This window comes from Pseudomonas veronii (genome assembly GCF_001439695.1).
GTDB classification, from domain to species: Bacteria; Pseudomonadota; Gammaproteobacteria; order Pseudomonadales; family Pseudomonadaceae; genus Aquipseudomonas; species Aquipseudomonas veronii.
In genome coordinates this window covers 1-19,899 of the sequence record NZ_JYLL01000049.1, presented here as the reverse complement: position 1 = coordinate 19,899, position 19,899 = coordinate 1, and the positions used below count along the sequence as shown (strand labels likewise).

21 protein-coding genes and 3 pseudogenes are annotated in these 19,899 nt (G+C 55.1%); 9 read left to right on the top strand and 15 right to left on the bottom strand.

The window, feature by feature from the left end; translation table 11 throughout:
• Positions 1-5 precede the first annotated feature (5 nt).
• The 14 genes and pseudogenes from TU80_RS30150 to TU80_RS33845 form a co-directional block, all read right to left on the bottom strand.
• The gene (locus tag TU80_RS30150) at positions 6-344 is read right to left on the bottom strand and encodes a TIGR03745 family integrating conjugative element membrane protein (RefSeq protein ID WP_008437401.1); all 339 of its coding nucleotides are present in this window, start codon (positions 342-344) and stop codon (positions 6-8) included.
• An 18-nt stretch (positions 345-362) separates the two neighbouring features.
• On the bottom strand, positions 363-602 hold the full coding sequence (locus TU80_RS30145) for a TIGR03758 family integrating conjugative element protein (protein WP_008437400.1): 240 nt from the start codon (positions 600-602) through the stop codon (positions 363-365).
• Positions 599-907 (bottom strand): integrative conjugative element protein, RAQPRD family, encoded by a 309-nt coding sequence (locus tag TU80_RS32375; RefSeq protein ID WP_178110642.1) that lies wholly within the window; start codon positions 905-907, stop codon positions 599-601. The genes TU80_RS30145 and TU80_RS32375 overlap by 4 nt, the downstream gene beginning before the upstream one ends.
• A gap of 157 nt (positions 908-1,064) precedes the next feature.
• Positions 1,065-1,376 carry a hypothetical protein gene (locus TU80_RS30140; RefSeq protein ID WP_008437393.1) on the bottom strand — a complete coding sequence of 104 codons (312 nt, stop codon included), beginning with the start codon at positions 1,374-1,376 and terminating at the stop codon, positions 1,065-1,067.
• Positions 1,377-1,451: 75 nt separating this feature from the next.
• A complete protein-coding gene (locus tag TU80_RS30135) occupies positions 1,452-2,930 on the bottom strand; it encodes a UvrD-helicase domain-containing protein (RefSeq protein ID WP_008437391.1) in 1,479 nt (492 codons plus the stop codon).
• A gap of 9 nt (positions 2,931-2,939) precedes the next feature.
• Entirely contained in the window at positions 2,940-3,695 is a 756-nt protein-coding gene (locus tag TU80_RS30130; RefSeq protein ID WP_008437388.1) for a TIGR03747 family integrating conjugative element membrane protein, read from the bottom strand.
• A gap of 18 nt (positions 3,696-3,713) precedes the next feature.
• Entirely contained in the window at positions 3,714-5,930 is a 2,217-nt protein-coding gene (gene traD / locus TU80_RS30125) for a type IV conjugative transfer system coupling protein TraD (RefSeq protein ID WP_024073353.1), read from the bottom strand.
• A gap of 3 nt (positions 5,931-5,933) precedes the next feature.
• Complete coding sequence (locus TU80_RS30120) at positions 5,934-6,344, bottom strand: hypothetical protein (protein WP_008437384.1); 411 nt, start codon at positions 6,342-6,344, stop codon at positions 5,934-5,936.
• Entirely contained in the window at positions 6,304-6,588 is a 285-nt protein-coding gene (locus TU80_RS32915) for a hypothetical protein (protein WP_024073354.1), read from the bottom strand. Before TU80_RS32915 ends, TU80_RS30120 begins: the two co-directional genes overlap by 41 nt.
• 7 nt (positions 6,589-6,595) lie before the next feature.
• On the bottom strand, positions 6,596-7,099 hold the full coding sequence (locus tag TU80_RS30115) for an integrating conjugative element protein (protein WP_008437383.1): 504 nt from the start codon (positions 7,097-7,099) through the stop codon (positions 6,596-6,598).
• On the bottom strand, positions 7,096-7,653 hold the full coding sequence (locus TU80_RS30110; protein WP_008437382.1) for a lysozyme family protein: 558 nt from the start codon (positions 7,651-7,653) through the stop codon (positions 7,096-7,098). Before TU80_RS30110 ends, TU80_RS30115 begins: the two co-directional genes overlap by 4 nt.
• Positions 7,638-8,390, bottom strand: coding sequence for a TIGR03759 family integrating conjugative element protein (locus TU80_RS32370; protein WP_024073355.1), 753 nt, complete (start codon positions 8,388-8,390; stop codon positions 7,638-7,640). Before TU80_RS32370 ends, TU80_RS30110 begins: the two co-directional genes overlap by 16 nt.
• 40 nt (positions 8,391-8,430) lie before the next feature.
• Complete coding sequence (locus TU80_RS32365; protein ID WP_024073356.1) at positions 8,431-9,147, bottom strand: hypothetical protein; 717 nt, start codon at positions 9,145-9,147, stop codon at positions 8,431-8,433.
• A gap of 159 nt (positions 9,148-9,306) precedes the next feature.
• Positions 9,307-9,538: pseudogene (locus tag TU80_RS33845) on the bottom strand (DEAD/DEAH box helicase); the annotation flags it as partial.
• Between the two features lie 191 nt (positions 9,539-9,729).
• Here TU80_RS33845 and TU80_RS32355 point away from each other — a divergent pair.
• From TU80_RS32355 to TU80_RS32350, 5 genes and pseudogenes are all read left to right on the top strand, one after another.
• Positions 9,730-10,035 carry a transposase gene (locus TU80_RS32355; RefSeq protein ID WP_093235877.1) on the top strand — a complete coding sequence of 102 codons (306 nt, stop codon included), beginning with the start codon at positions 9,730-9,732 and terminating at the stop codon, positions 10,033-10,035.
• Positions 10,032-10,367: an IS66 family insertion sequence element accessory protein TnpB gene (gene tnpB, locus TU80_RS30095; RefSeq protein ID WP_024073357.1), complete on the top strand. Its 336-nt coding sequence runs from the start codon at positions 10,032-10,034 to the stop codon at positions 10,365-10,367. The genes TU80_RS32355 and tnpB overlap by 4 nt, the downstream gene beginning before the upstream one ends.
• Positions 10,368-10,428: 61 nt before the next feature.
• Positions 10,429-11,736, top strand: a pseudogene (tnpC, locus tag TU80_RS30090) (IS66 family transposase); the annotation flags it as partial.
• Positions 11,737-12,314: 578 nt separating this feature from the next.
• A complete protein-coding gene (ltrA, locus tag TU80_RS30085) occupies positions 12,315-13,976 on the top strand; it encodes a group II intron reverse transcriptase/maturase (protein ID WP_024073359.1) in 1,662 nt (553 codons plus the stop codon).
• Positions 13,977-14,080: 104 nt separating this feature from the next.
• Positions 14,081-14,302: pseudogene (locus TU80_RS32350) on the top strand (transposase domain-containing protein); the annotation flags it as partial.
• A 38-nt stretch (positions 14,303-14,340) separates the two neighbouring features.
• Here the strand turns inward: TU80_RS32350 and TU80_RS30080 are convergent.
• Positions 14,341-15,303, bottom strand: coding sequence for an arsenic resistance protein (locus TU80_RS30080; protein ID WP_024073360.1), 963 nt, complete (start codon positions 15,301-15,303; stop codon positions 14,341-14,343).
• 93 nt (positions 15,304-15,396) lie between these two features.
• Between TU80_RS30080 and TU80_RS34115 the strand changes: the two genes are divergently transcribed.
• From TU80_RS34115 to TU80_RS32340, 4 genes are all read left to right on the top strand, one after another.
• Positions 15,397-15,831 (top strand): MerR family transcriptional regulator, encoded by a 435-nt coding sequence (locus TU80_RS34115; RefSeq protein ID WP_024073361.1) that lies wholly within the window; start codon positions 15,397-15,399, stop codon positions 15,829-15,831.
• A gap of 265 nt (positions 15,832-16,096) precedes the next feature.
• Positions 16,097-16,228, top strand: coding sequence for a hypothetical protein (locus TU80_RS33775; RefSeq protein WP_024073362.1), 132 nt, complete (start codon positions 16,097-16,099; stop codon positions 16,226-16,228).
• A gap of 514 nt (positions 16,229-16,742) precedes the next feature.
• Positions 16,743-19,202: a heavy metal translocating P-type ATPase gene (locus TU80_RS30070; RefSeq protein WP_024073364.1), complete on the top strand. Its 2,460-nt coding sequence runs from the start codon at positions 16,743-16,745 to the stop codon at positions 19,200-19,202.
• Positions 19,203-19,248: 46 nt separating this feature from the next.
• A complete protein-coding gene (locus tag TU80_RS32340; RefSeq protein WP_073844972.1) occupies positions 19,249-19,647 on the top strand; it encodes a TFIIB-type zinc ribbon-containing protein in 399 nt (132 codons plus the stop codon).
• Positions 19,648-19,899 lie beyond the last annotated feature (252 nt).

Here is a 19,899-nt window from a genome sequence, read left to right as displayed (position 1 = left end):
CTCTTTTAAAGAATATTTGAAGCCTTGGTGACCAGAAAAATGGCGACACCGAGGATGGCGACGCCAACGGCGGCTGTCGCCCCCAGATCTCCCCATTTTTTCTTGCCAAGTTGAATTTCGTGGTAGGTGCCGAAGGCATGCCAAGCAACGCCACTGAAAATGACTGCGCAGATGATGAGGCCAAGCAAAGTAAAACCGTCAAAGGCGTAGTTCTGCATGGTTTGCATCAGGTTAGAGCCTTCCCCCCGGGTAGGAGGCTGAGACTGCGGAAGAGCCGCCATGGCCAGTTGGGGGAGAGCAAGCAACCCGATCAGCATGCGGCCCGGTTTTAAGAATGAAGTCATGGTGTATCTCCCATAGGGTCAACTAAGAACAAATGTGGTGAGGATCATGCAAAGCAGTAGGATGCGGACGAGCGAGGTCGAGGCAATCGTTCGATCAAGGTTGCCAGTGGCCCATCCTCGGTAGCAGCTCCAGATAGCCCAGGCGCCCCACATAAAGATGATGGCTACAGCGACGCCGACGAAAAACAGGTAGCTCGTCGAGGCAGGAAATCCTCCTGCCGCTTGAAACGCAGCAGCCTGAGCGCCGCTCATGCTCATGGCTTGCGTCCTTCGGTCGTGTATTGGCCTGACAGCTCAACAGGATCACGAGGCTGGGCTCGGGTTGGGGTTAGATAGCCCTCCAACCCATGACGAATTCGAGCGATATCACCTGCTAGACGCTGGTAATCGAAGAAGTAACGCTTGCCAGGTTCGTCGGCCACTTGAGCGCTACGACGTGCGGTGTCCTCTAAGGCATTCAACTGGCGGATCATCACGTCCAGGTTGGCCTGTTCGGAGGCTGAAGCAGCGGTCGCATGAGAGACAGGCAGGCCGCATCCAAAAAGTGCGATGAGGCCTGGCAAGGCAAGTCGGCAAGTGAGTGCAGTGAGACGCGGGTACTGGATCACGGCTGGGCTCTAGTCATTCCTGATGCCGTCAGCTTGCCGTGATCAAGCTATGGTCGCCGCAAGAAAACCATATTCAGGACTGTAAGGATTTCTTCTGACGGTACTGACACCATCAATCACAGTGGATAGGGCGTTTGAAGAACAGCAGATACCCGATGGGCAAGGCGAATCCGTAAGCCCAGCCTTGGGCGTTTTGATTGCCAACCTTGACTTCTCCTTTGACCACGGGCTGCACGCTGACCAGCTCCCAGCCTTCGCTGCCTAATTGAGCAAGGCGGTTTTGACGTTCAGAATCTTCCAGAAAACCCTGGGTGTCGGGTTCAGTGGTGGGCTCTTCGGACTTGAACATGAAGAGCTTTTTGGTTCTGACAACGTACTGAAAGGGAGAGAACTCAGTGTGGTATTCAAATTTCTGACGGCCCATGGCGACGTCCTCAATGTGCAGAGCTACCAGGGTTTCAATAATAAGCGCGTGCCAGCAATCTGAAATAGTTTGTTGCTAAGCGCGTGATTTCTGAGGTTGGAGTGCAGAGGTCCGAGCATCGACATAGCGCTGCATGATAGAAAGCACCATTGAGTTCAACGCTAGGATCTTCATCCCTCGCGTCACCGCCACGTACAGCAAATTCAACTCGTCATCTTTACGACCTTGATCGATATCGGGTGAAAGCGGATCAGCGCTAAAGTCGTCATACAGGCTGACAAAGTCCCACTCCAGCCCCTTGGCCTTGTGCCCAGTCGTGAGTGTCACGGTGGCGTCGAGCTCGTTATCTACAGAGCGGGAACGTAGGGTTTGGATCCGCTGGGGCAGGTCCGGATAGGCTGTAATGATCTTGATCGATCGCAACATCTCCGTATCCTGGCTTACCTCGGCTATTTCCACGTACTGTGAAAAGTCCCGGTAATCTCTCAACAGCCTGCGGTTCTGCACCTCATGGTTACGGTTGCGGCTGAATAGGTATAAATCTTCCAGATCGCGTAGCGAGTAGCTGTCGATACCGCCGACCCAGAAAATCTTGGGGTTGCTTGCGACCAGCTGCAGGGCGTTCTCGATGACGCCGGTCACGGTACGATGGATAAACGTGCGATGCGGTAGCTCTTCAGGCAGAGCCCGTTTAACCAGGGTATTGCAACCTAACCCCTGCAGCTTTCGTGTCTCACCCTTGTAAAAAAGAATGATGTTGGCCACATGCGCGACGGCAGGGCCGAAGCGAAAGCTTTGGGTCAGGTAGTGACGTTCGGCGTCGGCCATCCAGTCGCTGTTGAGCGCATCTTCTGCGCCGCGGAAGCGATAGATCTGCTGGTGGGGATCGCCGACTGCCACCTTGCGGACCCGTTGTATTTTTACTATGTCGGCAATAACTGGGTTCACGTCTTGACCTTCGTCGAGCAGAATGGCGTTAAATCGTTCGCTCAGGTCGGGCTTGCTTAGCTGATACAGCTTCAAGTAAGCGTCATGGGTGATCGACATTGCTGTGTCCTGCAGATCGATCATCCGGTTCCAGATGGTTTTAGCCACGTTTAAAGCATTGTTCAGGAAACGTTCCTGGGCACTTGTGAGCATTCGTTGCCCCTGGAATCTGGGAAAATGCACACGGCCCAACTCGTCATCGGCGCTGGCCATGAAGTTGTTAAGCGTGCTGAGGACATCCCGCACGAGCTCCCAGTCCTGGGTGTTGATGGCCCTTGCGATGTCCGTCAGGCGTAAGTTATTGGTCTGCTTGGTGGCGTACTGACTGCCATAGACTGCATATGCGAGGCCATGCGCCGTCTTACACACCACGTTTCTGCGTGGAAAGCGGCCCCTGGCAGCGAGCTCGACGGATTTGTTGTAGCAGAGGTAGAGCATTTTCACCGAGGCGTGTTGTGTGGCGTAGCCCACCAGTGTGGTGGTTTTGCCGGTACCGGCAAAAGCCTGAACCAGTAGCTTGTCAGCCGTGGAATGGATGATGGGCTGCTGTTCTTGTGTCCACTGCATGGGCAGCTCCTAAAGGTATTTTTTGAAGCTTGAAACGGTGATGTAAACGGACACACCCAACAGCACGGCGCAGGGCAACAGAATCAAAAGGGGGCTGATGCTGATGGGGATGGCCAGGTAGACCGTCCAGGGCACGATGGTCAGCGGAATGATCGTCCCCCGGGCTTTGTGATACAGGTAACTTGACTCGCGGCCGGAGCCGAATTTTCGTAGATCACGCCGCACCAGGCCATCGACCAAGCCAGTGAACGCCGCCAGTGCGAACAGCGGAATCGTCAACGTCAGAATGACCATTCGCACACAGAAGGTCAGGACTGTGTATAACGCGGCTAAGCCATAGTCCTGGAATTTGATCATCGCCCGACCGAGTTCGTAGCGAAGGTTCAAGGTTCCCGTTTGTTGTGGTGATGTTGAGCGAGCGTACTGTGTCAGTGCATTTATATTGTCCTGCATGCCGGTTTTCACCATCAGCCAGTCATAGACCGTTTGTGCCAGCCAGGTTGCCGTACGCCCCGGTTCTTTGATGACAACGCTGTGCAGCAGATCCTGGGACAGCCAGCCCAGTTCATGTTGGAACATCTGCTGAGCATGTTTCCAGCCGGCATCCGGCCAGAACGTGTACATGCAAAGCCATTCAACGACGATGGCGCCGAGCAAGGAGCCGAACATCACCCCCAAGAAATGAAAAGGGGTAGAGAACAGCATGCCCAGGAAGTTTTTTTGACCTTCCTGCTGTTGCTGGGCTTTTTCCGCGATATCGGCCATGGCTCTGTTCCTTCAAGCCTATGCGGCTTTTCCGTTATTGGCCATCTGGCGGAAGTCGTCTACCAAGTCATCAGGAAGCGACTCACTTAGTGCGTCATATCCCGGTGCTTGCCACCAGTCGCTGCTGGTTCCGGATCCTTTACGCATGCCCTCAACCAAGGCCTGAAGATCCTTGGGCATCACTTCATCGGGATCGCTTGCCGGCAACGGCATACGAATCTTCCACAAATTCCCGCCCTCTATCAGGGCAAAGCATTGCCCCTTGGGTAGGGCAACCACATGCGCCGGTTCGATCATCGGTACGCTGACACTTTGGATCTGATCGTGAGTGTTAGAGGTGAAAGCGGTGTTGCCGTTAATAGCGTCGTTTGCACTGCTTGCTGGTGTACTGGTAAACACCTGGACCTTTGGCAACTGGTTGGTCAGCAGCTCGGCGGTTGCAGTCTCACGTACACGTAACATGAACAGGTTGTTGAAGTTACCGATGACTTGGCCAGCTTTAGCCCGGTTACCGATTTTTGCCTCAATATCGCTCATGGTTTGGGTATAGGCCGTGACCTGCATGCCGGCACCACCGCCTTTGTTGATCATCGGTATGAATTCATCGCCCATCAGTTCGTTGAATTCGTCCGCATGTACGTTAATTGCTACCTTGCCGCCGGTGGCCCCGGGCAAGCCATCATCGATGCCAAACTTATAGATGTGACCCGCAACTGACACCAGGTCGCTGAACATCGAGTTGCCCACCGCTGCAGCTACCTCTGTATCAGATAAAGCGTCCAGGCCGACATAGACCACTGCCCGTTTGCGGATGATCTGCATCCAGTCAAAGATTGGTCGTGGGTCCTCAAGATCCATGTAGTCGGGAGATAGCAGCTCTGCAATCCGGCCTGTGGTCAGTTTTTCCAGCAATGGCAGAAGGCTGGCCACGATCTTGTCGAAATAGGTTTTGTCATAGCGTACGGCTGATCGCAGACCCTCCATCACTGGGTCGGAGATGCGTTGCTGAGTGAGGTACATGTCCAGGGCCACCACGCGTAGCGGTCGATCCTTCATGGCGAAACTGAGGTTCTTACGATCGATCTTTCCTTCCAGCTCAACGATGGTTTGCCAGGCTTTGGGATCATTTTCAGCAAAGTGCTTCTGCGCATACTCAATAAACAGCGCGTCAATGTTTGTCACATGCTTGAGGATCTGTTCATAGTCCGGCCGACGTCCCAGTGCCACGAGGGCGCGCGCGATGATGTTGACGAAACGCCAGGCGAATTCCCGGAATGCCGCGGAATTGCCTTCCCCCGAAAGTTGGCCGGCAATGCGGGTGGCAACCTCCGAGATCCGACCAAACCGGCCGACGGCGTTGTAGCGAGCGGAGTGATCGGGCCAGCCTAGGTGGAACACGTAGAATTCCTCCAGTCGGTTTGCGCGCTTGCATTCGATGTACATGCGCTTCAGGAGGTCTGCGTCGCCTTTAGGATCGAAGACAATCACCACTTCGCGGTCCAGGTCCATTTCTACATTGCGCTGGCTTCGATGAACGGGTTGCACGCGGCGCCCCATATGAACGCGGCGCCGGGGGCTACGGCGGGTACGCCTGATGTCTTGGGTGATAAACAACTCTGCCAAGCGGGTTTTTCCAACACGAGTAGTCCCCAATACAAGGGAGTGTCCAACCCGCTCACCCAGTGGCAGGCTGACATCCGCTTCGTTCGGCTCTATACCGTGTAAGCGCGGTAGCCCCCCGACTGGAGGAAGTGGACGCGCCGGGTTAAATGGCACATCCCACGAGGTAGCCTTTGACAGCAATTTGAGTGGAAAGGGTGCGAACTCCAGACGCTCCTCAATTCTGCGAGCAAAGGTATAGATAGACGTGGGCTCGACATACTCGGCGTACTTTGGGAGGTAAGTCTCCATCAACCGCTGAGTATGTTTTTGGGTCCAGCGAAAGCCTTTACCGATGAATAGCCGCTCATTGCTGACCGGCATGTCTTTGCTGGTCATGGTGTAGTGGGGTAGGCGCCGAATATTGCGCCGGTAACGCAGCACTACCAACGCTTGTTTGAGGCGGACGAACCCTAGACCCAGAAAGCCTGTACCGGCAACCATGCCGAATAAAGGCGTCAGAGCAACCGCCCAGGGCGCGAAAATACAGAGCAACGCCGCAGCGGCACATACGCAAACTGTGTACAGCTCAACAGCAGGGCGTAGTAACGACTCAATGGTGTAGGAGGTGGTCATGGATCACTTCCTATGAGTGAAAGGGGACAATGGCCCCACTGTTTCGAAATGGAAAACGACTGGCTTGCCTGTCTCAGCGATCAGCCCATAGGACTTGGCCAGGCGGTATATGGGGTGGTAGCTGTTAAGGGAGTTGACGTGTCCAGCAATGCGCTCTCGCCAGACTTCTAGTGGCATCGCTGCCTTGCTCAAATTACACGGCACGCACGCGGGCATCATGTTGCTGATGGCGTGGTTCTCTGGCCGCCCCAAAATGATGGCACCGGAGTACTTGCCGTCCACCCTCTCTGGTTCTCGCCATACTGCTTCCATGTGGTCCGCATGCCACCGGTCACCCAACAGCACACCGCAGTATGCGCAATGGCCCGCGAATTTAGCGTGAAGCTCGCAGCGTTGCTTCTTGGTCAGCTTCATGGGGCCGGGATCCTCCTTTCATGCGTGATGATGAATTGGCCAACTCTTGCCTCGCTTGCTCAACTGCCTCGGGCAGTCGTTCTTTTAGCCGCTGACATAGCTCCACCTCGTCACCAGGTACGCGGGCGATGACGGTGCCGCCATAGAGCTTGGCGACATAGGTGACCTGTTCAAAAAGCAGTTGGCCTGCTCGTGGGTCATCTGGTTGCTTGATGACCAAGGTGATGTGCGTAAGAGAGGCCATACCCTGGTTACTGCTGGATCGTTGTGGCAGTGATCAACAGCGGGTAATGCTGGACTCCCAAGCGCTGTGCCAGATCATTTGATGGAGCCGGGACCAACTGTAGATTTCCTGCCCATCGTTGGATTTCGGCAAACCGCTCGGCGCTGGCCACGTTAACCACAAGGCCCACTGCCTGCAGTTGCTGTAACTGATCGCGGCGCTGTGATAACCACTTTCTGGAGCTTTCATCGTCGCCTACAAGAAACAATGGTTGCAGGCCAGGTGCATTGATTACCCGGCCCTGTACCTGCCCGGGTGTCAGTTGGTCAGAGCGCACTGGAAACGAGCCTTGCCCACGCACACCAATATTCTCTGACTGTGCTGACTGCTCAGTAGGTTCTGGAGCCAAGTACTGGTAGTAGGGCAGAGCGGAAACACCCCCTCGGTCTTCAACAACAATCAGCGAGGTGGCATGCACTGCCATGGGGGAGGCCAAAGACAGCAAAACAGGCAGATGCAGCAATCTATTCATGGATTATTCGCCATCAGGTTGATACCGGTGACCCGGCTGAGGTGTTTGGCAAAAGCTCGTCGGTATCGGGCAGCGGGTTCGCCTCCGGCAGGGCGGTGGTACCGACCAGCAGCGGTGATCCAGTCGCCTCCTTTGGCTTTTTGCTCAGCCAGGATCTGGGCCGTAACCGAGAGGTTTTTGTACGGATCCAGCCCTTCGCAGGGATAGCTATAACGGTGGCCGTTGGCACCGATGTTGGTTTGTCCAAGCCCGACGTCGACTCTATTTGGGCCTGCGGTCTGAAGGGCGATCATCAACGCTCTGCAAGCATCGCTGCGTGTCGCAAAGCGATATCCGGCGCCGGCGACATTCAACGTCCAGGGCCAGGGGACGATCTGGCCGCGAAGTCGGGTGCCACTCTCTTGCAGTGCAACGGAGTACAGCACCTCGGACGGAACGCCGGCAGGCAGGGCAATCAACTGATAGGCCGGTGGCGGAACCTCGGCACCGTTAGCAAATGCCGCGGTGAGCAGTAGCCCCCCCGTTAAAGCCGCGCGAATTACAGACGCTGCCATTGTCCATTCACCTCGCGTACCACGGCCGGCAGCTCACCGCCGAGTCCAAGGCCAAGCCATCGACCGGCATCGTGATTCAATGTGATCTGTCGGCTTCTCACGCTGGCCGGTTCGACTCCAGCCAAGATGGCCCAGCGGCGAATTATTTCGTCATCACCTTGACTACCAACGAAGTACAGATCAAAGGACTGTTTCTGGTTTTGTAAGTCTTTGACGCGGTCAATACATGCGTTGCAACTGTCTTGAACAAAAACGGCTAGTCGTCCAGTGCCTTTCACAGCAGTTAACGCTCCCGAGCCAGGAGCAGATGCAGGGTTGGACGATAGTTGGATGACTTTTTCATTGGGGTAAAGACGTGCGAAGGCTTGGTCATAGGCCCTTTGGTACGCCAGTTCCTTATCGATACGCTGTCGCTCGGCTCGCACCTGCAGCTCTGCATAGCGTCGCCGCTCCTCCTCCGACTTCGCTTCGATGCCAAGTGCTGTCAGAGGATCCAGGCCTGGCGAATAGATTCCGCGAGGACCCTCCATCACAGTTTGAAAACGGGACCATTCTTGGGGGGTCAATCCCCACTCGCGGGCGAGTTCTGTCTGACTTGCTCCTTGAGAAGAGTTGTGAACTTCACTGTTCTGAGTGTTCGAGATCGACGTTGATTGCCCCGAAGCCGCATGACAGCCGTATGCAAACGCGAAGGTGGCCAAGCCTGCAATGAAACCCAAAATGTTCCTGGGCTTCATTGTTTTCGAGGAAGTGGTAGGGGAGTGCATAAAGGAGGTCCTATTGCGCGACGGTTACGGTTTGAGGTGTTCCGGCCACGTCAAAGCGTGCGGATCTTCCGTCCAGCGCGTTGAGTCGCCAGGCGGTGCCCGCCACAGCGTCACCAGGTCGGATAAGGTAAATTTGATTCAACTGCGTGCTGCCAGGCGGTGCTACGGACAAAAAGCGTTCACCGCCGCGATACTCGATACCGACAACGGTAAAAGGGGGTGTTTGCGGTGTGACAGTGGCGGTAGCGGGCGGTTTTGGCCGCTTTGGTTGGCGGGCAACGGGCTTAGGCTTGGGCTTGAGGGGCACAGCAGTGGTTTGTTTGATGCGTGACTGACTGAGTTCTTGAAGACGGCTATCGAGTGTTTCGACGCTGGCTTTGAGGACTAGCAATTCACCAGCAGACGCAGCATTTTGAGAGATTTCTTGCGCTGACTCCGTCGCTTGCTTTGCATACGCTTGTGCGGCATCAATTCGATTCGATAAAGCCTGCTGCCCGGCTCGGAAGTCCTCGTTGGTCACCAGGTGGTTGCCGGCTACCGTGCCCAGTCGCTCATCGACTTTGCCAAGCCGCGTCAACAACGCATCGAGCGACTCTTTGTCTGCAGTCGCAGCCAAGCTGGTGCGGAGTTGGGAGAGTTGATGATGCTCATAACACAGAATGCCTGCCAATAATGCAAGGCACAGACTGAGTATCGCTGTGGTTCGAGTAGGGCGTGGTAGGTTCATGGGCGTCCTCGCGCAAAAGCGAATACACCCTCTCAAACCAGTCTCTTAGGTGCATCAGGAAATAGGTTTTCCAGGACGCATGGTTTTTGAAGTGTCGAGTTGGCCGCTGGTAAATTGGGATCGTTATAAAAAAATGGCCACCCGAAGGTGGCCGTCAAACTATGAAGCAATGAGCTGCCTTGCAAGTGTCATTTCAACTGAATCACCATCTTGGTTCAGCGAGTCGAGACCAGAATCTGGCACATCTCCCGACGTGCTTTGAATCACGGCGATTTTCTTGGCCATCAACTGCAGGCAAGTAATCTGAGAGCTGCCGGCATAGCCAAAAAAACACCCTCACTGGCTGCTTTTGCCCAATCCGCCATCACCGTCGAAATGCCTGTTGCAAGGTGTTGGGTAAAGCCATATACCGTAGCCCCACTGCGCGGAGTAAAGTCTTAAAAACCCGTGATAATGATCTGCGGAGTCAGAATAAAGTGGGTAACCGTCCGGCCAGGTCATCTACCCAGCTCTGCAAAGCGAAGACATGGTGTGCATTTAAATTAAGTGGACACCAATTCTAGCCTTTCAAGCGGGTATTTCATGCAGCCAACACGCCGTTCCTATTCCAAATCCTTCAAAGCCCAGATCATTCAAGAGTGCGCCCAACCAGGCGCTTCGATTGCCAGCGTCGCGCTCGGCCATAGCCTCAACGCAAACCTCGTCCACAAATGGATTCGGCTGCAAACGCAGAAAATTCCGGCACACCCACCTGCGGGGGCGAACTCCCATCCAGCATCATCGAATATCTGCGTTGAAATACAGCACCCGCGCGCCATCATCAAAGTGGACTGGCCCACTGAAAGTGCTGCCGCCTGCGCGACTTTTCTTCGAGATATTCTGCGATGATTCACATCGACTCCATCTGGCTCGCCACCGAACCGATGGCCATGCGCGCAGGCACCGAAACGGCGCTAGCCAAGGTGATCGCGGTGTTCGGTGCGGCGCAGCCGCACTGCGCTTATCTGTTCGCCAACCGCCGCGCCAATCGCATGAAAGTGCTGGTGCATGACGGCTTCGGAATATGGCTGGCGGCGCGCCGGTTAAACCAAGGCAAGTTCCACTGGCCTGGCATCCGCCATGGTCCTGAGATGGAACTGGATGCCGAGCAACTTCAAACGTTGTTGCTGGGGCTGCCATGGCAACGCGCAGGTTCTGGAGGCTCGATCACACTGCTTTAACGGCAGCCATTAGCCTATCGGTCTATCGTCGCGAAACGCCCGCTCTGGCAAAGTCCGGCGTATGACTTCTTCGCCCAATCTCGACCAACTGTCTCCCAATCAACTGCGCGTCCTCGCAGCGCAGTTGCTCTCGCAAGTCGACACTATGGGCAAGAAAATCAACCGTGATCAAACAGTCATTGAGAAACAGACCCACGAGATCGCCCAGCTCAAGCGTTTGAAGTTTGCCAAGCGCAGCGAGCAGATGAATCCTGAACAGGCCAGCCTGCTAGATGACCTGATCGATACTGATATCGCGGCGATTGAGGCCGAGCTTCAGGCGTTGCAAATAGCACCAGAGGCGACCGAGGAAAAGCTAAGGCCCAAGCGCACGGCATTGCCGGCAGAATTTCCGCGAACGTTGATCCATCACGAACCGGACAACACTCACCGCCCATGCGGCTGCGCCCTGAAGCGCATCGGTGAGGACGTTAGCGAGAAGCTGGACTACACGCCCGGCGTGTTCACCGTCGAACGCCATGTCCGTGGCAAGTGGGTCTGCGATAACTGCGAAACGCTGATCCAGGCACCGGTTCCGCCGCAGGTCATTGATAAGGGCATCCCGACTTCGGGCCTGCTCGCACACGTCATGATCGCCAAGTTTGCTGACCATCTGCCGCTTTACCGTCAGGAATCGATCTTAGGTCGAGCGGGCTTGGCGATTCCACGTTCAACCTTGGCTCAATGGGTTGGCGTGACCGGAGTTCAGTTGCAGCCGCTGGTCGATGCGCTGCGCGAAGTAGTGCTTGGGCAACAAATCATCCACGCAGATGAAACACCGGTGCAGATGCTCATGCCGGGAACAAAGAAAACCCACCGCTCCTATGTGTGGTCCTACGCTACCAGCCAGTTCTCGGATGTGGCAGCGGTGGTTTATGACTTCAGCCCCAGTCGCGCCGGAGAGCATGCTCGCGACTTCCTTCAGGACTGGAATGGCAAGTTGGTCTGCGACGATTTTGGCGGCTACAAGGCCAGCTTTGAACTCGGCGTGACCGAGATCGGCTGCATGGCCCATGCACGGCGCAAGTTCTTTGAACTGCACGCTACGAATAAAAGCACGCTCGCCGAGCAAGCCCTGCGCTATATCCAGTTGTTGTACGAAATCGAAAGAGAAGTCAGAGACCTGGAGCCGGATTTACGGCGCCGAATACGGCAAGAAAAAGCCGTACCGGTGAAGGATAGGCTGCATGCCTGGATGAACGCGCAGCGTGATCTTGTGCCCGAAGGTTCGGCCATCAGCAGAGCGCTCGATTACAGCCTTAAACGCTGGGCAGCGCTGTCGCGCTACCTCGATGACGGGGCGGTTCCCATTGATAATAATTGGGCGGAGGTGCGACACGAAGTCGCTTAATGAAGTTGTTCCCCCTTGGTGGGAACCACCCGTGTCACCGGGTGAATCTAGAAGGCTGAATCAAGAGCGCCTTCGACAATGTTACGAGGCGCCGCAAGGTGCGGGGTACCAATCGTGAGAGGCGTACCCTTCTGGCAGCCATGGCCGGACAAGTGCTAGATAGTTGGTATGGTGAACACACGTGAATCTGCGCAACGATCGTTAAATTAAGCGAGCGGAAATGGCTTACACGCTCGAACCAAAATGGTAATGGAGGTGGGAACTGCGTCTTTCTACTACGCATTCGTGACCCACATGCCTCCCGGTCGATAGCAGGCACCTAACCCGACGCACTTCAGTAAGCGGAACGTGGAAATCCCGTATCGCTCCCGTCAGGGAAAGCCGTTTGTAAAAATTGCCCATGGCGGTGCGGGCGAAGGAACGAGGAAAAAGCGAACGCCGTCCTGTAATGGGTTGGATAGAGGTTGAAACATCACTTCACGCGAAAGCGGGCAGACGTCCTCATGGTCTCTCTTCACACGAGAGTAGGTAGAACCCTTTCAACGGAAGGAGAGCAAATGAACGCAGCAGCATTGGCGTGTGCACCTTCCGGCACGTCGTGGGACAGCATCGATTGGATCGCCGTACAACGTCGTGTCAGAGGGCTGCAAGCGCGTATTGTGAAGGCTGTACAAGATGGCAGACATAACAAGGTGAAAGCCCTGCAATGGCTGCTGACTCACTCGTTCAGTGGCAAGGCATTTGCTGTGAAACGGGTGTCTGAAAACAAAGGCAAAAATACCCCCGGCGTGGACAAGGTTACTTGGAATACGCCTAGGGCCAAGCTCGGCGCGATAGAGTCGTTGACGCGGCGAGGTTACTCGCCGCTCCCGCTTCGGAGAGTGCTTATTCCGAAGAAAAACGGCAAAACGAGACCTCTTGGAATTCCCGCGATGAAATGCCGGGCCATGCAGGCGCTTCATCTGCTGGCTCTGGAACCGATAGCGGAAACTACCGGCGACCCGAACTCTTATGGGTTCAGGCCGGAACGCTCAACTGCGGATGCCGTCGCACAGTGCTTTGGTGTGCTGTCACGAAAAGCAAACGCGGAATGGGTGTTAGAGGGCGACATTCAAGGCTGTTTCGACAATATCAGCCATGACTGGTTGATCGCCAACATTCCCATGGACAAGGCGATTTTGCAGAAATGGCTCCGGGCTGGTTATGTCTACCAAAAGCAGCTATTCCCCAGCCACGCCGGAACCCCGCAGGGAGGCATCATATCCCCGGGGTTGGCGAACATGACGCTGGATGGGTTGGAAGCGATGCTGGCGAAGAGATTTCCCAACGCGAAGTGGACAGCCCGAAAAATGCGCGTGGTGCGTTATGCAGATGATTTCATCATCACTGGTTGTTCGAAAGAATGGCTGGAGAATGAAGTCAGGCCCGCCGTGGTTGAATTTCTGGCAGAGCGTGGACTTGTCCTCTCTCCGGAAAAAACCAAGATAACGCACATAGGGGACGGGTTCGACTTCCTCGGATGGAACCTGCGCAAGTACAACGGCAAGCTCCTGATCAAGCCGTCCAAGGCGAACATCGGGGCTCTACTTGCCAAGCTGCGAGAGTTGATCAAGACCAACAAAACGATACGACAGGCTAACTTGATAGGTTTGCTCAACCCGGTTCTACGGGGCTGGGCGAACTATCACAGTCATGTCGTCGCCAAGAAGGTCTTCAACCAGGTGGACAGCGCAGTGTGGGAAATGCTCTGGCGATGGGCGGTACGTCGCCACCCTCGCAAGACACGCCGATGGGTGAAGGATCGGTATTTCAAAGTACAAGGGGCGCGCCGTTGGGTGTTCTCGTGTACTGAAAAATCCGCCGATGGTCGGAAGCGTCAGTACACGCTAGTAGACGCCTCAGACACACCGATTGTGCGACATATCAAGATTAAGGCTGCTGCCAACCCTCACGACCCTGCATGGGATGAGTACTTCGAGTCCCGCTGGGGCAAGAAGATGCTCACTTCCGTTAAAGGTCGAGCCAAGCTGTATCGGGTATGGGTGCAACAGGGCGGCAGGTGCTGCGCCTGCTTCAAGCCGGTGACCAAAGACACACCGTGGCACAGTCGCCATATTGTGAAGCTAGGTCATGGCGGGACGGACGCTGCGGCTAATCTTGAGATTTACCACCTGCGTTGCCCACGAGATGTGCAATTTGCCAATGTCGACGATGTATAACCGGGTGCCCAATGGCGCCTTAGCAGAGGCTTGAGCCGTGTGCTGGGAAACTCGCATGCACGGTTCTTAGGGGGTTGGACGCGGGCAACCGCGTCTGACTACCCGACAACCAGATCCGGCCATGGGCTCTTGGGCGCAAGAACTGGCTCTTCGCCGGGTCGCTACGCAGCGGAAAACGGGCTGCGGCGATCATGAGCTTGATCCAGTCAGCGCGGCTGAATGGCCATGATCCGTACGCCTATCTAAAGGATGTTCTCACGCGCCTGCCGACGCGGCGCGCGAGTGAGATTAACAAGCTGCTGCCGCACAGGTGGGCACCTGTTTAATCGCGCAGGGTGTTTTGTGCTTATGTCTTCCCTGGCATCTACATTTTGCGCCACACCAAAGCAGGAATTGCTCGGATGTAAATTAGTTCGCTGACCAACTCAATCAGCGTTTGAGTAATCACTGCTGCCGCAGCGAGCCCTCTGATTTCCTCGGGCAAGGCCAATGCCAATGGTAGAACTACCAATGAGTTTCGTGTCGAACTGCTGAAAGCGACAGATCTTGCCGTGCTAGCCGGTAACTTAAACGCCCGAGCCACCAGCGCACCCACCACGGGTGCCAAGAGCATGAAACCAATGTAGACGGGAATAACAGGCAGCAGCTTGTCCATGTCTCTGACCACCGTTGAAATCTGAGAGCCGATCACTACGACCAATACAGCCGCCATAGCTGGCACAGGCATCCAAGCCCATACATTGTTCCAGCCCTCAACGATGCGTGACCCCTTTGCCCCGGCAGCTGTTGCTACTGCCAAGACCAAGGGTAAAGCGATCAGCACTACGAAGGCCTCAACAAATGGGCCGACCGATATAACCACCGCCGAGTCATCACTCACCATGAAGGCTAGATAGAGGGGTAGTAGCACAAGCTGAAGCACGAGTAGTAATGGTGTTGCCGCCAGAGTCAGTTTGGAGTCGCCCTTACCGATATGGGTAAACACAACAACATAATCGATACAAGGCGTCAGCAAGACCAATAGTGCGCCCACCAAAATCGCCGGGTGGTCGGCTAGGCCCATCGTCAACGCCCAAACCAACAGGGGGATGGCGACGAAATTGGCGGTCAGCAGCGCGGTCATGAAACGCTTGTTTGCAAGCCCTTTGCGAAGATCCAAGAATGGGATCTGCAGAAACATGGCGTACATCAGCACAGCGATGGCTGGTGTCACCAACGCACCTAACGCTTGAGAGGCATCAGGTGCGAGCAGGCCCCCGATAGCCGCGACAATGACCGCGACGAAGTAAACGGGAATCTGGTTCTTCTCTAGCTGTTCTCTGTCCACGGAATGCCCTTAAAACGCGTGAAATCATTTTTCGATTGAGCAGGTTAATATCTGTAGCTACTACAGGTTCAAGAAAATGCTTGGGGAGTTTGGATGTCAGGAATCGGAGCGCTGTCGAAATCAACGGGTTGCCACATTGAAACGATTCGCTACTACGAGAAAATAGGCCTTCTCCCTCCGGCCCTACGGTCGACAGGGCGGCATCGAATCTATACCGAAAAGCATCGGTCACGACTCATCTTCATCAGGCAGAATCGTGAACTGGGCTTTCCACTCGACGATATCCGCGAACTCATTGCGCTCGCGGCAGATGCTGATCGTCCGTGTGCTGATGCGTTGTCGGTGGTCAAGAAGCACTTGGCAGAAGTGGAATCTAAGGTAGCTAAGCTCCTGCAGATCCGGATAGAGCTGCTCTCAATGGCAGGCACGTGTGAGTCAAGATGCCTAGGCTCGAACACTCCAGACTGTACGATTATTGAGTCACTGTTCGAACCCGCTGCTGGGGCTCGCTCTGGTTGCTGCTCCTAGACGAGTCAAGAGCATAGGGGAGCAAGCTGCCATTGAAACCGAATAGCGCGATAGTCTCGACAGGGTCTTTCGAGCGTCCGTCTACACCAAACGGGCTGGTGCAAGATGTGTTCGGCAGACGCTTACTAAAGTGGTGCGCCACTGCTGGCATAAAAATATCAAGCTATAGTGTTTGGGGCCCTCAATCTCGTGACCGTACTGAGCGAACGCTTACACGGCAGACGTTTGCCAGGGCATATACCTATCAACTGAAGGAGCAAGTTCTATGGCCATCAAACCTGGGCCCAAGCCAATTGCCGAATCAACCGGCAAGACAGACCAGCGTCGCCGTGTAACCCCCGAGAACAAGCCTAAGCATCCCGACCTGGACGTGCATAAGCACAAGAAGGGTGATTGATGAGACCCCGCCAGACATGGCGGGGTTTTATTCTCGGTTAGCAGGTGTCACCGGATTTCCAGTGGGCATCTCCTAATTAATGCCGAAAAGCTTGTAGTAGGGTTGTTGAGGAGGACATGCTGGTGCGACTGTGTCGAGGAGCTTTCTGGATATTTCTACCCTTAACCCTGTCGGCTACCGATGGTAATGAGCGCTTAGAGAGGTCTACAGCCGACACATGCCAATGGCGTCGAAAACCATCATGGCGGATTTCTCCAAACGTTTACTCGTAGGCTTCACAACGCGATTGACGACTTGCTCGATATGCATGACTCCCAGGGTGAAAGCTGAGTGGGCATTTGAGGTGCTGACCAACCTGGCTGATGCATCGCAGCATGCAGCTATCAGGCGCTCGCACTGAGGGACGTAGACTCGAGCGGCGCCCTCGGCCCAGTCGAAATTTCAAACTCATTGCTTGACACTGTAGCTACTACAGGCTGTTCAATGACGCCATATCCTTATTGGTAGATGCGTCATGAGCCAGGAAAACCCGTCGAAAGCCAAATTGCACCTCGTGCCGAAGTCGGACGATTGCTGTTCTGCTGACCCCCGCGAGACCTTCGCCAAACAGGTTCATTCTCGTGCACATCATGTTGAGCATGGGCCTGATCACGCCGAGAGCTTGGGCAGAACGGGATCGCATGCGTGCGGTTCGAAGGATTCTCAGCCTTGTGGAGCCAAGTCCACCGACCATAATCAAGACCATAGCGCACACGATCATGGCACTTCAGCTCAAGCCCATTCCGATGCCGACCATTGCTGTTTGAGCAAAGTGGATTCCGCAGGGGCGGTGACTTCACATTCGGCCATGGCTGAGCCAGAAGGCACGACCCTGGTTCGGTATCGCATTGATAAGATGGATTGCCCTACCGAAGAGCGGCTAATTCGTAATCGCTTAGAGCCGATGCCTGGCATCGCACGACTTGATTTCAATCTGTTGGATCGTGAGCTGACAGTGCATCATCGCTTGGATGATCCGAAGGCGATAGTCATCGCTTTGACCGCGCTGGATATGGGGCCCAATCTCATCGAGGCCGGCGCAACCCCGAATGCCATTTCACCTGCTCTGACGACGCGCTTGAAAGGGCTGCTGGCGGTCAGCGGTCTAGCTGCCATCGCCGCTGAAGTGATCGCTTGGACGACCGGACAGGAGGGTTCTTTGCCTGTAATGTCCTTGGCTGCGCTGTCCATTCTTACTGCTGGTCTACCAACTCTGAAGAAGGGGTGGATCGCTGTAAAGAACTTCACATTGAACATCTACTTCTTGATGTCTTTGGCTGTCTTGGGTGCCATGGTGATTGGCAAGTGGCCGGAAGCCGCGATGGTGGTTTTCCTTTTCGCTATTGCCGAAGCCATCGAAGCACTCTCACTTGAGCGAGCGCGTAACGCGATTAAATCGCTGACTGCATTAGCTCCTGAGACTGCGGAAGTCATGACCGAAGCTGGCTGGAAAGAACACCCGGTTGAGAATGTCGTTCTCGGCAGCCGTATTCGTGTTCGCACAGGGTCGCGGGTACCGCTGGATGCGAGGGTGGAATCTGGTCGTGCTGCTCTCGACCAAGCCCCTATCACTGGTGAAAGCTTGCCAGTAGATAAGGCAGAGGGGGATCCGCTATATGCTGGCAGTATCGTGACAGACGGCGTCGTGGAGGCGACTGTCACGGCAGTCGCTGGCGAAAGTACGCTCGCTCGTATTGCTGCCGCGATTCAGGATGCGCAGTCTCAGCGGGCGCCGACGCAGAGGTTCGTTGACCAGTTCGCACGGTATTACACCCCAGCCGTAGTGGCGGTGGCATTTCTTGTTGCCGTTTTAGGCCCAGTGCTGCTTGGTGGTACGTGGGGTGAATGGTTGTATGAGGCCCTGGTGTTGTTGGTCATCGCGTGTCCTTGTGCCTTGGTCGTCTCAACGCCTGTCACTGTTGTGAGTGGTCTTGCCGCAGCCGCACGGCATGGAATCTTGATCAAGGGTGGTGCCTACCTGGAAAGCGGGCGCCTGCTGAAGGTGGTTGCTCTGGATAAAACAGGCACGTTGACTCAGGGCAAGCCAGTTCTGACTGACTCAGATATATTCAGTGACTTGTCTATCGAGAAGGCAACTTTGATTGCTGCGAGTCTTGATGAGCAAAGTACCCACCCAGTAGCGAAAGCATTGGTCAATGGGTGGAAATCGCAGCAGCCTGGCGCTGTGGCTCTGCCTGTCAGTGACTTCAGTGTGCTAAATGGCCGAGGCGTGAAAGGCACGATCGACGGTCATCTTTGGCATCTAGGCAACCATCGTTTGGTTGAGGAGTTGGGCGTGTGTTCTTCGGAGCTGGAGGCCAGACTTTCACGGCTTGAGGAAACTGGCAAAACGGTGATCGTGCTATGCGGCAATAGCGGCCCCGCCGCGATATTCGCGGTCGCAGACACAGTCCGACCGGAGAGTGTTGAAGCTGTGGCTGCTTTGAAGGCTTTGAACGTGGTTCCAGTAATGCTGACTGGGGATAATCCTGCGACGGCGAGGTCGATCGCTGAGCAATTGGGCATCGAGGATGCCCGTGGAAATCTGATGCCAGAGGACAAGCAGACTGCAGTCGCTGAACTCAAACGCAGATATGGCGCCGTTGGGATGGTTGGTGACGGCGTTAATGACGCCCCCGCCTTAGCGCAATCCGATATAGGTTTCGCAATGGGAGCCGCAGGGACAGCGACAGCTCTCGAAACAGCTGACGTTGCGATCATGGACGACGACCCTCGAAAAATCGCGTACTTTATCAGCCTGAGTCGCCGATCCGCCTCGGTTCTAAAGCAAAACATCATTTTGGCTCTGGGCATAAAAGTTGTCTTCTTGGCGTTGGCTCTCTCTGGTTTCGCGACATTGTGGATGGCCGTTTTCGCCGACATGGGGGCGAGCTTGCTCGTCGTATTCAATGGCTTGCGGCTGCTGCGTCGGTGAAATGGCTGCTGCGTTTTATATAGCTCATTCGCTGGAGGAGAGAACCATGCACTGCCCAGTTTGCAAAGAAGTACTGTTGGTAATGTCGGAACGTCAAAACGTTGAAATCGACTATTGCCCGCAATGTCGAGGTGTTTGGCTTGACCGGGGAGAACTCGACAAGATCATCGAGCGTAGCCAGCAGGAAGAACAAGAAGCTCGTTTTCTTCCACAGAGCGTATCTCAGTCGCTGCAAGGTACACCTCCGTCTGAACCTGTGTATGCCCAGCCGTCTTCTGGCCACCATGACAACAAACGCGGCACTAAGCACGGCCACTCCGCGCCGCAGCCTGGTCACGGTGGTGGTTGGCGGGACGGATATCAGAACGGCCATCAGAATCAGTCGAGGCATCAGGAAGAGCAGGTTTATCATAAGAAATCGTTTTTACGGGAAATTTTCGACTAATATTTGCTTGGATACAGCGATCCGCTAATCAGACTCCAGCCGGAAGATTTGATCAGCCGGCTGTAGCTTTTTCGAAACCCGGTATCCGGTATTCAACCAGTTTAGTAGAGCGGTTCCTCAGCCACTAGGGAATCTCCGAACAAGCCTTCAGTTATGCGAGAATCCCCGCAACACCTGATCCGAGCCGCCCATGAGCCAGATGAGCTTTTCCGACTTTGAGTACGCCGGCAAGCGCAAGCAAACCCGCCGAGA